The organism is Mariprofundus micogutta, assembly GCF_001895085.1.
Taxonomy (GTDB): Bacteria; Pseudomonadota; Zetaproteobacteria; order Mariprofundales; family Mariprofundaceae; genus Mariprofundus; species Mariprofundus micogutta.
The window spans coordinates 22,028-35,739 of the sequence record NZ_BDFD01000001.1 but is presented as its reverse complement, the minus strand read 5'-3'; the positions used below and the strand labels follow the sequence as shown (position 1 = coordinate 35,739).

Genomic DNA, 13,712 nt, shown 5'->3' with positions numbered 1-13,712 from the left:
TGTTTTCCTCGTATGTTTGTGGAATATACGATACGTTAATCCTGGGGGGTATAAGCGTCAACCATGACAGAATTAAATCTATTGGAGCAGAAGCTTCGCAATCACATTATCGAGGCCGGTGGTTTTTTACCTTTTGACCGTTTTATGCAGGCGGCTCTTTATGAACCGGAGCTGGGTTATTACGAATCGAAAACTATTTTCGGTGAAAAAGGCGATTTCATTACAGCGCCGGAACTGGGTCCGTGGTTGTCTTTGGGGTTTGCTGACCTGATTTATTGGGGCTGGCAGCAGCTGGGGCAGCCTGAACAATGGACCCTGCTTGAACAGGGGACAGGTTCGGGCAAGCTGCTGGCTTCTGTATTGGATATTATTGCCCAGTTTTCCATGTCTCCGCCAGGCCGGGTTATATCGGTTGAGCGCAGTAAGCATCTGCAGATGCGTCAACGCGAACTGTTTGCTGAAAAAGGTTTGTCTGTTGATGTTGTGAGCCAGCTTGAAGATCTGCAGCCATGCCGGAACATGGTCGTCTACAGTAATGAATTGCCTGATGCCTTTCCGGTGCGCTGTTTTCATCGCAAAGAGAAGCAGTTTTTTGAGCGCGGCGTTGGTCTGGATGAAAACGGGTTTTGCTGGAAAGATGGTGAGCCCCTGCGCGAAGAGACACTACAGATTGCAGATGAATTGACTGCTGCATGGCCTGAAACATATAGCAGTGAATGGAATCCGGCACTGGCCTCCTGGCAGAAAAAACTGTCTGATATTGTGGAGTCCGGTTTCGTGTTCACTGTCGACTATGGTTATTCGCAACAGGAATATTATCGTCAGGCAAGGGTGGAAGGCACATTGCTCGCACATATCGGTCAGCAGGCTGTTGAAGATGTATTAAGTGAACCGGGTAGCCGCGATATTACAGCCCATGTTGATTTTACCGCACTGGTGAAAGCCGGTGAATCAGTCGGACTAAAACCGCATTGCTGGATGTCACAAGGGGCATGGCTGGCGCAATCACCATCGGTGCAATCCTTTGTACAGTCGCTGGCAGCCCAGCAGGATGAGGTGAGTATGCATTTGATGGCCCATGCCAAACGTGTATTGATGCCATTTGGTATGGGAGAGGTATTCAAAATGCTGGTGCAGTCCAAAGGCATGGAAGCAGACAGACCCGACTATCTGAATCAGTTTGATCATCTGGATCACTTGTCCAGATGATTGCGACTGGAGATAGCGTTCAGGCCAGGGTGGAAAAGGTGCTTCCCGGTGGAGACTCTTCTGTACGCGTACAGGGTGAGACGATTCTTGTTGCTAATGCTGTGCCGGGTGATTTGATTGACATCACCGTCACAGATAAACGGCGTGGTGTATATCGTGGTGAAATCACCAATATCGTCGAAGCTTCATCAGAGCGGATTCAAGCACCATGCTCCGTTGCAGCTCAGTGCGGTGGCTGTGCCATGCAATTTATGCCGATTGAACAACAGGCCGCACTGAAATCATCCTGGGTTGAGTATGCATTCAGGGATATCAGCGAAGCTGATACGGATTTTATTGCCATCAAAGCAGAGGGGGATATGTGCCGCAGGCGTGTGCGCTGGTTTGTTGGCAGTGATGATCAGGGGTACTTCCTGGGTTTTTATGCTCAAGCTACGCATCAGGCTGTTCGTCATGCTCACTGCATGGTGGTGACACAGGAACTGAATGCGGTGCGAAAATTGATTGAGTCTGACATTGCTCTGGATACTGTGAACAGTGTGCAGGCAGTGCAGTTGCATGATGGTATGCATATTATCATTGAGACTGATTCAGCACCGGTCATTGATATTGAGAGTTTGGATGAGCTAGCGCTGCAATGGTGGTGGCGTGATGCGAAGCGGATAACCCGGCCGCTGAAGAAACCGGCGAAACAGTTCCATGATCTGCTACCGGCAGGTGATACTTCCATTGCATTAACGGTTGGACCTGACGATTTTGTGCAGGGGCAGCATGAGGGGAATCAGCTTTTGATTCGTCAGATTCAGCAATGGGCCGGGCCTGTGCGCAGGGTTGCTGATCTGTTCTGTGGTATCGGCAACCTTTCACTGCCACTGGCGGCTTCCACTGGCGCGACTGTTTTCGGCGCGGAACTCAATGCGGCCAGTATTCGGGCGGCATCGAAAAACAGCAAAACCCTGAAACTCAATGCACAGTTTGAAGTAGCTAACCTGTTTGAGGCATTTGCGCTGGCACCTTATATCGGTGCGGATGTTCTTATTCTGGATCCACCCAGACGCGGTGCGAAACGTGTCTGCAACCAGGTTTCACGTCTGCTGCCGCAGATGATTATTATGGTCTCCTGTGATCCGGCTGCAGGTGCCAGAGATGCTGCCATACTTAAGCAACAGGGGTATCGCATGAAAGCCCTGCGTGCACTTGATCTGTTCCCCTACGCGGGGCATGTTGAAGCAATGAGCTTGTGGGTGAAGTCTTGAGACTGATTACGCTGACATTGACCTGTTTGCTGCTGCTTTCATGTCAGTCAGCAGAATCAGATCGGGGCGTATTGCGTGTGGGCCTTGCCCAGATGCCTATTACCATGGATCCACGCTTTGCAACTGATGCAGCATCGGTGCGCGTTCAGGATTTTATTCATCGCGGCCTGTTGCAGCTGGATGAGCAGTTTCAGGTGCAGGGTGATCTGGCTGAGCGTTGGGAGAATCCGGCACCGCTGTTATGGCGCTTTTATCTGAAGCCCGGAGTGAAATTCTCCGATGGATCAATGCTGAAGGCGGCGGATGTTGCAGCGACTCTGAATGCGGTGATGGATGCAAAGCTGACCAGTCCTTTAAAGGCGAGTTTTGCCGCTATTGATACTGTAACGGCTGAAGGCGATAGCGTTGTTGTGATCCGCCTGAAAAAGCCGGACGCCTCGCTGCTTACCAGATTGAATCTGGGTATATTGCCAGCATCGATGGCGCACAAGCCACATCAGGCACGTAAGACGGTCGGTTGCGGTGCATACAAGCTTCGTAGCTGGACAGAAAGCAGCATCGTTTTACAGCGCGTGGATACACAGGCCAGTGTGGCGGCCATTCGTTTCTCCGGTGTTAAAGACCCTGTAACCCGTATTTTAAAACTGACACGCGGAGAACTTGATTTTGTGCAGAATGATCTGCCTCCGCATCTGTTGCCTTATATTAAGCAACAGCAGGGTTTGCATATTCAGACTTCTCCTTCAACAACCTTCTCCTATATCGGCCTGAATATGCAGGATGAGATGCTGGGAGATATCCGCATTCGGCGAGCGTTGATGCTGGCCTTGGATCGCCGTAAGCTGAAACAGGCACTGTTTGCCGACCTGCCTGTGTTGGCCGAGACAGTGCTGACATTCTCGCACTGGGCATCAACACCGTTGTCTGAACTCAAGTTTGACAGGGATAAAGCTGAATCCTTATTGGATGAAGCAGGATTCAAACGTGGTGAGGGTGGCCTGCGTTTTACGATCAATTATCGCACCAGTACTGACCCGACCCGCTTGCGTCTGGCAACGGCTATTGCGGCCATGTGGCAGGAGATTGGTGTGGAAGTGTCCATTGAATCGCTGGAGTGGGGCGGTTTTTATGCCCGCATCAAACGTGGCGATTTTCAGGTATTCTCTCTGGCCTGGGTAGGCATTACCGATCCGGATATTTACCGCTGGATACTGCATTCGGACATGTGGCCGCCAAAAGGAGCAAATCGTGGCCGTTATGCCAACGATCAGATGGATGCGTGGCTGGACAGTGCAGCGGAGGCTGGAACACAGGCCGAGCGCAAAGCAATCTATGCCAAAGTCCAGCAACAGATGCAGCATGATCTGGTTTATATACCGCTCTGGTACGATCCGGTGATTGCTGTCTCAGGCCCTCGCATTTCCGGTTTTAAGCCAAGTCCTGATGGTAATCTGAAAGGACTGATGTCTGTTAAGCTGTCCGGGCAGGGCGACTGAAGGCGTGTTCAGTTTCCATCATGTGGCACTGAGTGTATCGAACCTGGAAGAGTCGGTAGCTTTTTACAGTCTGCTCGGTTTTGATCCGGTGTTTGACTGGCAGGCGGAGGATGATTCACTTTCCATCGTACATCTGAGACAGGGAGAGGCACTGCTGGAGTTGTTCTGTTTTACCACTCCCGTTGCAGCACCGGAATCAACCAGATCTCTGGCAACGGATTTGCCGCGCATCGGCATCAAACATTTCGGGGTAAAAGTAGCTGACATCGCAAAAGCAAAAGATGAGATAGAGAAACTCGGCATCATTGACAAGGTTGAAGTTGTAAAGGGGCGAACCGGCATCGACTATTTCTTTATCACTGATCCCTCGGGTATTCTGGTTGAAGTCGTTCAGGATGACAGGGAGCTGTAGTTCTGCGTCGACTTTTTCAAGCCGTTGTAGTATAAACTGTATGGGAGAGAACGTAGCTCTTCCTTGCTCTCTCTGAAGGAGTGATATGAACAGGCCCGGTATTCATCTCAAACTTCGCCGCATCGGCATCGACACCTACAAGGAGAATGTCGCCTATCTGCATCGCGATTGTCCGGTTTACCGTACAGAGGGCTTTCAGGCCCTGGCCAAGGTTGAAATCAATAGCGTAGATGATCATCAGCAGGTATTGGCGGTACTCAACGTTGTGAATGATGGCCAGATTATGGCTGTTGATGAGCTGGGCTTAAGTGAGCAGGCATTTGATCAGCTAGGACTGGATGATGGGGATATGGTCTGTATTGCCCATGCGGTACCTCCTGAATCGCTGGATGCAGTACACCGCAAGATTGCTGGTGAAAGGCTTCAATCCGAAGATTTCCTCTCCATCATTCGTGATGTTGTTGATCACCGTTATTCGCGCATGGAGATGTCTGCATTTCTGGTTGCCTGCAGCGAGAGCGGCATGGAACGGGAGGAATTGCTTTATCTCACTGAGGCGATGGTGAATACCGGCGAAAAACTGGACTGGGGTGAAGGATTGGTGGCCGACAAACACTGTATAGGTGGCATTCCCGGCAACCGTACGACCATGCTGGTGGTTCCGATTGTTGCTGCTCACGGCATGCTTATTCCTAAAACATCGAGCCGTGCAATCACCTCACCATCCGGCACGGCCGATACCATGGAGGCTTTGGCAAGCGTTGCGCTGGGCCTGGATGAACTGCGAGAAATTGTGCGTCATGAGCGTGGCTGCCTGGCTTGGGGTGGTACTGCAAGACTTGCTCCGGCCGATGATATTCTCATTTCGGTGGAGCGCCCCTTATCACTGGATTCGCCAGGACAGATGGTATCCTCAATTCTGTCAAAGAAGGTGGCTGCAGGTGCTACTCATTTGTTAATTGATATTCCGGTTGGCCCGACAGCCAAAGTGCACCGCATGAATGATGCTCTGCGATTGCGTAAACTGTTTGAATATGTCGGTGATCGGCTGGGTCTGCATCTGGAGGTGGTGATAACCAATGGTGAGCAGCCGATTGGTCGCGGTATCGGTCCTGCACTTGAAGCACGTGATGTGATCAAGGTGCTGGAAAACGATCCTGAAGCTCCACATGATTTGCGGGAAAAATCCCTCAGGCTGGCAGGCCGCATCCTGGAATTTGATCCGGATGTGCGCGGTGGGGAAGGCTACGCTATTGCGCGTGATATTCTCGAAACAGGCCGTGCCATGGCCAGGATGCAATCCATCATTGCTTCTCAAGGGGTGAATGAAAAACCACCGGTGCTTGGAGAACTGATTATGGAGGTGGCAGCTCCAGAAGCAGGTTTTGTCACTGAAATCGATAACCTGCAGATGGCCCGCATTGCTCGTATGGCCGGAGCACCCATGGATAAGGGTTCCGGTGTTGATCTGCTTAAAAAAATGGGGGATAAGGTTGAGGCTGGTGAAATCCTCTATCGTATACATGCTGAATTCCCGGCCGATTTTGATTTTGCAGTGGAGCTGAGCAAAAAAGATATCGGTTTCAGTATTGATGACAAACCGCCTGCACCACGGAATTTCCCTCCGCTATGAGGCTATCCTGTGAACAATCATAATATCGTGCTTGGGTTTTCTGAAAGTCTGCAGCAGGCGCAATCTCTGGCCGCCGAGTTGGGCTTTCCCTGTGACGAGATCAGATTACATCGCTTTCCAGATGCAGAACATCGACTGCAGGTGCCCGGCTCACTGCCGGAAAATGTGATTCTTTTTCTAAGTCTTGATTATCCCAATGAGAAGCTGATCGAACTGCTTCTGGCTGCAGGCGCTGTACGTGAAAATGGTGCGACGCGATTACTGCTTGTGGCACCTTATTTGTGTTATATGCGTCAGGATATCGCCTTTCATGAAGGGGAAGCCGTGAGTCAGCAGATTATCGGCAAGCTGCTGGCTGATACTGTTGATGCTGTGATTACTGTGGATCCGCATCTACATCGTATTACACGGCTGCAGCAGGCCGTACCGCTTGATCATGCTCTTGCCCTGACTGCAGCAGAGCCTATGGCGGCGTTTCTTGCCAAACAGTTTGAGAAGCCGCTGCTGATCGGGCCTGATGATGAATCACGTCAGTGGGTGGAATCGATTGCAAGTGGTCGCGGCTTTGATTTTACAGTGGCAACAAAAGAGCGTTTCGGTGACCGGAATGTCAGAATTCATCTGCCCGAAGACAAGCCGGTTGTTGGTCGTGATGTGGTTATTGTTGATGATATCGCCAGTACAGGGCGCACCATTATTGCAGCTGCCCAATCGATCCTGGCAGGCAAACCGAAATCACTGTCTGTGCTGGTGACCCATGCTTTGTTTGCCGGAGATGCAGAGACCCGTATTCGTGAACTTGCTGTTGATCATATCTGGAGTACCGACAGCATCAAACATCCGACCAATGCAATTCCGCTGACATCTCTGCTTGCTGACGGAGTGCGTAGTGTCTTTAGCTGATCTTATCTATTATATCTAATGCCATACATTGATCATATAAGAGCCTTGAACCACTGGCAGCCGGATAACTTTCTGCCGTTTGTTATTGATGGTCAGCGCATGGGATATATTCGTCATGCCTTTGCTGACCAACTGGCTCGTTTCCCCGAGTGCTTTGTCGTCACGATGGATGAAGTGATGCTGAACCCGCAGCTGACCGGATTTGCGCAGCGCTCGAATGCTGTGGCAGAGGTATTGGAATGCCTGTCGAAAACAGGTGTGGTCAAACCCCTGATGGGGGAGATGTTTCCTGTACTTGCCGAATTCGGAACTCCTGCTGCCATGCAAATTGATCGGGCTATGGTGTCGCAGTTCGGCATTCGCGCCTTCGGACAGCATCTGAACGGTTATGTTGAAACCGGTGATGGTATGATGATGTGGATTGCGCGCCGCGCATCTGACCGCAGGGCTTTCCCCGATCGCCTGGATCAACTCGTTGCAGGGGGCCTTCCACATGGTATTTCACTGCAGGACAATCTGATCAAGGAGTGTCATGAGGAGGCTGATATGCCTGGGCAACTGGCGTGTACTGCCAAAGCTGTCGGCTCAGTCAGTTACTGCTGTGAGGTGGAGCATGGCCTGAGAGACGATACACTTTTGTGTTACGATCTGTTGCTGCCTGAAGAGTTCATGCCGCGCTGCAATGATGGCGAAGTTGCTGGGTTTGAACTGATGCCAATTGAGAAAGTAGCTGCCATTGTATCTGAGACAGAATCCTTCAAGCCCAACTGCAATCTGGTCATAATTGATTTCCTTCTTCGTCATGGATTCATTCATTCTGAGCATGTGGATCATCAGACTTTGTATAACGCATTGCAAAAAGGGTCTTCATGGCAGGACAAATCCATGACGGCTGATAGGTTTCAGGCATGAGTAGAAGTGCTGAAGAAATCATAAGCCGGATTGTGGCTGATCTGAAACCGTTGCAGGGCGTGCGCGTCATTGCTGCCATGTCCGGTGGTGTGGATTCATCCGTCATGGCTGTGCTGCTCAAAGAGGCTGGTCTGGATGTGATCGGAGTATTCCTCAATGTCTGGGAATATTCGCGTGAGGATGTGAACAGGCATGGCTCCTGTTGCTCGCTGGAAGATTCCTACGATGCCAGACGTGTGGCTGATGCAATCGGTATTCCATTTTATGCCATGGATATGCAGGAAGAGTTTCGCCGTGATGTGATTGATCCGTTTATCAATGATTATGAAACCGGACGTACACCGAATCCATGCGAACGATGCAACCGCTTTGTGAAGTTCGGAGCGCTGTTGAAAGTGGCTGATCAGCTGGAGGCACGTTACGTGGCTACCGGTCATTATGTGCAGCGAACGGATGCGGAAGATGGTATCCACATTTATAAAGGTAACGATGCCAAAAAAGATCAGAGTTATTTTCTGGCCACAACAAACAGGGCACAGTCAGAGCGCATTCTGTTTCCGGTAGGTGGTCTGGAGAAAGATGATACGCGCAAACTGGCCCGTTTTTTTAAACTGCCGACAGCAGAAAAACACGAAAGTCAGGATATCTGTTTTATTCCGGCAGGTGATCGCATCGCTTTTCTTAAACGCGAAGGTGCATCCGCTGGTTTCAGGCCCGGCAATATTGTTGATCTGGATGGAAACTATCTGGGGCGTCATGAAGGCATTGCTCACTACACCCTGGGTCAGCGCAAGGGTTTGGGGCTTCCCAACGGGCCTTGGCATGTGGTGGGGTTGGACGGAACGATAGCAGAGGTCGTGGTGGCGCATCCTGAGGATGCATTGATTTCAGCCGTGGATATAGAAGAGATCAGCTGGATTCGTCAGCCAGAAGCTGGTGAGACGCTGACTGCCAAGGTGCGTTATCAGATGCGGCCAGCAGCATGTTCTTTGCGAGTCGAAGGTGAATGTGTGCATCTGATATTTGATGAAAGGCAGAAACCGACTGCGCCCGGTCAGGTGGCTGCGTTTTATGTCGGAGATGAGTTGCTCGGTGGAGGTATCGTCAGCAAGGTCTGCGACTGAAGTGGGGGGGAGTGCAGACCTTGCCGTTTCTATGCTCGAATTAATCAGGATAAAACGTCTATTCTGTTACTTTCAGGGGTCTGAGTAGCTGGGTTTTTCGGCACATCAACCTTAGGAGGCTCCTGAAGTGCTTTCTTCGCATCAGCGATGATCGCTCTGGCAGCATCATTGCCGCTTGGTGCTGCTTTATCATTCACCAGTGAACTCGACAGATGTTGTGCTTCTGCTGAAATTTTAACGGTATCAGTAGCGATCCTGGAGTCTTCCAGGCTGCGCGTATGATTCAACTGGGTCTGGTTGACGTGACTCTGGTCAATAGAGGCAACTGGTGTACTTACAGGTAAAATAATCATGGTTACTCCTTCTCACCGATGTTGCTGGTGAGGCTGTGAGGCGGGAAATCATATCCCTGTTTAAAATTCACCGGAGGAGTCCATGTACCACCGTAGACCTTGAAATGGGCCTTCAGAAATACTTATCGGTAACATAAATCGAGACTTTAGCGTGATGTGAAAAAAACTTTAAATGGACAATTTAATTATATACATAGCTATTTATTGGCATTGCTTTTGCTGGGTAGGCATGAAAGAGATGACGTTTCTGGATTATGGTCAGGATGTTGCCAGCAGCGAAGCTGAATTGGGCCAGATTCAGCAAGAAAAAATAAACTGTATTTTTTTCTAAAGTCCGGGTTTTTCTCTCCGATACACTATAACACAAGGGCTGAGGAACAGTTCTTCAGGGGATGATCCCCACCGTGACAAGGCATGAAGTCGTTCACGTATACAAACACTAAGGAGAGAATAAAATGGCATTAACCGTCCAAACCAACACCGCGGCAATCACCGCACTAAAACATCTAAATACTAACAGCGCAAATATGAACCAGTCATTAGAACGCCTGTCATCCGGTTTCCGGGTGAACAACGCATCTGATGATGCTGCTGGTTTTGCAATTGCATCTAAACTGGATGCGCAGACCCAGCGTCTGAAAGCCGCTTCTATGAATGCGACTCAGGCTCAAGCGATGGTGAAAATGGCTGAAGCGGGTATTAACGAGATCCAGAACATGGTTACTCGTATCCAGACTCTGGCAACTCAGGGCGCATCAGCAAATAACTCACAGGAACTTGGTAAACTGGATGCAGAACGCGCTAAACTCGAAGGTGCTATTGATAAAATTTCTGCCAGCACCAACTACAATGGCGTTAGCCTGCTTAACGGTTCTGCTGGTGCAACTGCATCAGTTGGTGCAGGTGCTACCGGTGTAAGTGCAACAGTAACAGTACAGGGTGCTCCTGCAACTGGTGCTTCCCATGCATATACGCTGGAAAACGTTACCACTGGTGCTAGCAACGCTTTCATCCTGAAAGATACCGTAGCTGGTACACAACAGGCTGTAACTGTAGCCACACCTGCAGTCGGTAATACTACAACTGTATCATTTGGTAGCATGGGTCTGAGCATCGATTTCGATGCCAATATCGCTACATTTACAGCTCAGGCTGTAACTGTAACGGCTGGCGCAGCTCAGGACTTCCAGGTAGGTGCTGACAACAATGTGAATAACGTTGTTCAGGTATCTCTGGACAAGGACTATTCTGCTTCAGGTCTTGGCCTGAGTGGTTCAGCTCTTGGCGCAATGGATACTGTGGCTGAAGCTAAAGCTTACATCGATACTGCTAAAACTGCATTGAACACACTGATCTCTAACCGTGCCGATCTTGGTGCGACTCAGAACCAGTTGGGATTCATCAATGCTAACCTGGCAACCAGTATTGAGCAGGCAACTGCATCAGTATCATCCATCAAGGATGCTGATATGGCTGCAGAAATGGCTCAGTTCACCAAGAACCAGATCCTGGTACAGGCTGGTACATCTATGCTGGCGCAGGCTAATCAGGCTGCACAAAACGTACTCTCACTGTTCAGGTAAGAGACTGGCTAACTCCTCCCCCCGGGATGGGGGGAGGTTAAGCCCATTAAGGCAAGGAGGTTAAAGACATGGCTGCTATAGAATTAATGCAAGCTAGCTCTGTGCTCTCTTCGCCGAATGTGGGATCAGCTGGAGTTCGGCCGACGGTTCAACCGACGAAAGCACCCGTCTCGAGCGAACAGCAAGTACAAGCTGCCGAGAAAAAAGTATCAGAACAGGAAGTTCGGCAGGCAGTAGAAAGAGCCAACTATGAAATGGCAGGAAGTAATGAAGCGATTTCTTTTGGTTATGAAAAAAGGCTTGGCATGTTGTATGTTCAGGTTACGGACAGGAATAGCGGTGAAGTTGTCCGCGAAATCCCATCCAAAGAGTTTATTCAGCACAAGATAGCCATGCGTGAAATGGTAGGATTGTTGCTGGACAAACAGGTCTGAAGATATGGCGGGTCTAAGTTCCATATCCGGCCTTATTGCCGGGTTTGATACCAAAGGAGCTGTTGATGAGCTGCTTGGCATAAGACAGTTTGAGATTAACCAGCTGGTAAAAAAGCAGGAAACCCAAACAGCCAAGCAGGAAGCATTGGCAACACTGAATAATAGTTTGCTGGCGCTACGTAATACTGCAACCGGGATGGCAGATAGTTCGACCTTCTTCGGTTATTCAGCAAGCCTTAGCAGCAGCTCCGCCCTGGTCTCCGCTAGCCAGTTACTGGATGTCAGCGGCACAAGTTCTGTATCAGCAGGACAGCATTCCATTATTGTGCAACAGATTGCACAGGCTGAAAGGCTCTCTTCCTCGTCTGCGATTAAAGATAATGCAGGCACTGTAATCGCCAGTGATTCAACACCATTAAATTTAACCGGTAGCTTTCAGATTGAAGGCGTGACTGTTTCAGTCTCGGTATCTGATTCACTTCAGGATATTGCTGGATCCATCAATGCGAAAAACAGTGGCGCAACGGCGACCGGTGTATCTGCTTCTGTTATCAAGGTCGCTGAGAATGATTTTAGGCTGACGCTTGTATCTGATGCTACAGGCGCGGCAGGTTTTACACTAAGTGGCGCCGACCTCGATGCCGCCGGTGCACTGGCTAATCTACAGATTGGTGCGACAGGGCAGGCCAATGCCCGTACGCAGTTACAGGCAGCTCAGGATGCACAGATTTCTATTGATGGTTTAACCATCAGCCGCAGCAGCAACCAGATTTCGGATGCGCTTGATGGCATCACGCTGGATTTGAAACAGGCTGACCCAACCGTAACCCTGAATATGAGCGTGGCAGTGGATAAAGCCGAACTGCGAGCCAATGTGCAGAGCTTTGTTGATGCCTATAATGAAACAGCCAACCTGATTAACGCGCAGTATCAGTTTGATCAGGAAACCGGCACAAGTGGTATACTCGCAGGTGAAGGCATACTGACAACGATGCAGGCTTCACTTTCAGCTTCACTGCTGAAAGTTGTTCCCGGCCTTGCTTCTGATCGAAACAGTATGGTGCTGGTGGGGGTGGAGCCGGATGAAACAGGCCAGCTGGTCATTAATGATGACCGTTTTACCTCTTTTCTGAATACTGATCCAGCGGCAATACGCGATGTATTTGCTGCGCAAGGTAGCAGTAACAATACAGACCTGCATTTCCTGACCTATGGTTTAAATTCCACGTCGGGCACCTATTCAGTCGATATCACTCAGGCTGCGACCAGAGCAGGCATTGCCGGCACAACAGATCTCTCTTTGGGATTGGCTGCTGATGAAACAGTTACTATTACTGAAGCTGGCTCTTCACGTCAGGCTGTGGTCAGTCTGCTGACCGGTCAGTCGCAAAGCAGTATTATTTCTGCGCTGAATGCAGAATTCCAGGCATCATATACAGAGCAGCACCAGCATGCGACGGCACTGACTGTGCTGGGCCTGCCGGCAACAGGTAGCAATACCTTTGCAGATCTTGCGCTTGGTGTTACAGCAGGAGACAGCATTACGATAGCTGGCAACCTGCGCTCAGGTGGCGCTGTCAGTGAAACGTTTACCGTTCTGGATCCGACAAAAGATACTATTTCCAGTCTGCTGGCTTCTATACAGAGTGCATATAATCAGGAAGTGATCGCTTCAATCGATGCCAATGGAAAGATTACACTTACTGATGTTCAATCAGGTGACAGCCAGCTTACCTTTTCGCTGACTGCCAATAATGAAGGTGCCGGTACGCTTGCTTTCGGCGCCAGTTCAGCGCTGACTGAGGGTCGCTATAGCATGGGTGTTGAAGCAGTGGTTTCCGGCAATGGTATACAGATTCAGTCTGCTTCTTATGGTGCCAGTAGCGGTTTTAGCATCAGTCAGAGTGTTGATGGGCTGGGCATTGCAGACGCAAGTTTCAGCGGTGTTGATGTGCAGGGTACGATTAATGGTCTTGCCACAACATCCGGCGGCCAGCTATTGATCGGCAGTGAAGGCGTAGTCGACGGTATGGGCCTGCTTTATGAAGGAACAACCACAGGAACCAGTGAAGTTGTTGTAGGTATGGGTGTAGCAGCCGGCTTTGATGGTCTGCTTGATCTGTATGCCAACCCTGTGGCGGGAATCATTCAGAACAGCATTTTGTCTTCACAGGATAGTTTTGATTCGCTGACAACCCGTATTGCTAGTCTTCAAGATCAACTGGATCGGCAGAGAGTCATTCTTACCAATTCATTTATTCAGATGGAAAATGCGATGTCGACGTTGCAATCTGCAGGCAGTTTTCTGACCCAGCAGATCGATGCTCAAAACGCAGCAAATTAATTTGAAAATTATTGATATTTAAGGTTACTTTTCCTTCAGTTCCAGCTTTTGTA

At 49.8% G+C, this 13,712-nt stretch carries 12 protein-coding genes; 11 read left to right on the top strand and 1 reads right to left on the bottom strand.

Annotated features, from left to right (window positions below; genetic code table 11):
- Positions 1 to 63 precede the first annotated feature (63 nt).
- From MMIC_RS00185 to mnmA, 8 genes are all read left to right on the top strand, one after another.
- A complete protein-coding gene (locus tag MMIC_RS00185; protein ID WP_072658310.1) occupies positions 64 to 1,209 on the top strand; it encodes a class I SAM-dependent methyltransferase in 1,146 nt (381 codons plus the stop codon).
- On the top strand, positions 1,206 to 2,465 hold the full coding sequence (locus MMIC_RS00180; RefSeq protein ID WP_072658309.1) for a class I SAM-dependent RNA methyltransferase: 1,260 nt from the start codon (positions 1,206 to 1,208) through the stop codon (positions 2,463 to 2,465). The genes MMIC_RS00185 and MMIC_RS00180 overlap by 4 nt, the downstream gene beginning before the upstream one ends.
- Positions 2,462 to 3,961: an ABC transporter substrate-binding protein gene (locus MMIC_RS00175; RefSeq protein WP_072658493.1), complete on the top strand. Its 1,500-nt coding sequence runs from the start codon at positions 2,462 to 2,464 to the stop codon at positions 3,959 to 3,961. The genes MMIC_RS00180 and MMIC_RS00175 overlap by 4 nt, the downstream gene beginning before the upstream one ends.
- 4 nt (positions 3,962 to 3,965) lie before the next feature.
- Positions 3,966 to 4,373: a VOC family protein gene (locus tag MMIC_RS00170; protein ID WP_072658308.1), complete on the top strand. Its 408-nt coding sequence runs from the start codon at positions 3,966 to 3,968 to the stop codon at positions 4,371 to 4,373.
- Between the two features lie 85 nt (positions 4,374 to 4,458).
- Positions 4,459 to 6,006 (top strand): thymidine phosphorylase family protein, encoded by a 1,548-nt coding sequence (locus MMIC_RS00165; RefSeq protein WP_072658307.1) that lies wholly within the window; start codon positions 4,459 to 4,461, stop codon positions 6,004 to 6,006.
- A gap of 9 nt (positions 6,007 to 6,015) precedes the next feature.
- Positions 6,016 to 6,909 (top strand): ribose-phosphate diphosphokinase, encoded by an 894-nt coding sequence (locus tag MMIC_RS00160; protein WP_072658306.1) that lies wholly within the window; start codon positions 6,016 to 6,018, stop codon positions 6,907 to 6,909.
- A gap of 18 nt (positions 6,910 to 6,927) precedes the next feature.
- Positions 6,928 to 7,821 carry a DUF4743 domain-containing protein gene (locus tag MMIC_RS00155; protein ID WP_072658305.1) on the top strand — a complete coding sequence of 298 codons (894 nt, stop codon included), beginning with the start codon at positions 6,928 to 6,930 and terminating at the stop codon, positions 7,819 to 7,821.
- Positions 7,818 to 8,945, top strand: a complete 1,128-nt coding sequence (gene mnmA, locus MMIC_RS00150) for a tRNA 2-thiouridine(34) synthase MnmA (RefSeq protein ID WP_083530355.1) — start codon at positions 7,818 to 7,820, stop codon at positions 8,943 to 8,945. The genes MMIC_RS00155 and mnmA overlap by 4 nt, the downstream gene beginning before the upstream one ends.
- A gap of 44 nt (positions 8,946 to 8,989) precedes the next feature.
- Here mnmA and MMIC_RS00145 read toward each other — a convergent pair whose 3' ends face one another.
- Positions 8,990 to 9,298: a hypothetical protein gene (locus MMIC_RS00145; protein WP_072658304.1), complete on the bottom strand. Its 309-nt coding sequence runs from the start codon at positions 9,296 to 9,298 to the stop codon at positions 8,990 to 8,992.
- A gap of 527 nt (positions 9,299 to 9,825) precedes the next feature.
- Between MMIC_RS00145 and MMIC_RS00140 the strand changes: the two genes are divergently transcribed.
- From MMIC_RS00140 to fliD, 3 genes are all read left to right on the top strand, one after another.
- Positions 9,826 to 10,881 (top strand): flagellin N-terminal helical domain-containing protein, encoded by a 1,056-nt coding sequence (locus MMIC_RS00140; RefSeq protein ID WP_373855330.1) that lies wholly within the window; start codon positions 9,826 to 9,828, stop codon positions 10,879 to 10,881.
- A gap of 68 nt (positions 10,882 to 10,949) precedes the next feature.
- Complete coding sequence (locus MMIC_RS00135) at positions 10,950 to 11,315, top strand: flagellar protein FlaG (protein WP_072658302.1); 366 nt, start codon at positions 10,950 to 10,952, stop codon at positions 11,313 to 11,315.
- A gap of 4 nt (positions 11,316 to 11,319) precedes the next feature.
- Positions 11,320 to 13,659 carry a flagellar filament capping protein FliD gene (fliD, locus tag MMIC_RS00130; protein ID WP_072658301.1) on the top strand — a complete coding sequence of 780 codons (2,340 nt, stop codon included), beginning with the start codon at positions 11,320 to 11,322 and terminating at the stop codon, positions 13,657 to 13,659.
- The last annotated feature ends 53 nt before the right edge of the window (positions 13,660 to 13,712 follow it).

Coding starts and splice junctions, on each gene's coding strand:
- MMIC_RS00185 (WP_072658310.1), top strand. CDS start 64: ATGACAGAATTAAATCTATTGGAGCAGAAGCTTCGCAATCACATTATC.
- mnmA (WP_083530355.1), top strand. CDS start 7,818: ATGAGTAGAAGTGCTGAAGAAATCATAAGCCGGATTGTGGCTGATCTG.
- fliD (WP_072658301.1), top strand. CDS start 11,320: ATGGCGGGTCTAAGTTCCATATCCGGCCTTATTGCCGGGTTTGATACC.
- MMIC_RS00155 (WP_072658305.1), top strand. CDS start 6,928: ATGCCATACATTGATCATATAAGAGCCTTGAACCACTGGCAGCCGGAT.
- MMIC_RS00135 (WP_072658302.1), top strand. CDS start 10,950: ATGGCTGCTATAGAATTAATGCAAGCTAGCTCTGTGCTCTCTTCGCCG.
- MMIC_RS00180 (WP_072658309.1), top strand. CDS start 1,206: ATGATTGCGACTGGAGATAGCGTTCAGGCCAGGGTGGAAAAGGTGCTT.
- MMIC_RS00140 (WP_373855330.1), top strand. CDS start 9,826: ATGAACCAGTCATTAGAACGCCTGTCATCCGGTTTCCGGGTGAACAAC.
- MMIC_RS00145 (WP_072658304.1), bottom strand. CDS start 9,298: ATGATTATTTTACCTGTAAGTACACCAGTTGCCTCTATTGACCAGAGT.
- MMIC_RS00165 (WP_072658307.1), top strand. CDS start 4,459: ATGAACAGGCCCGGTATTCATCTCAAACTTCGCCGCATCGGCATCGAC.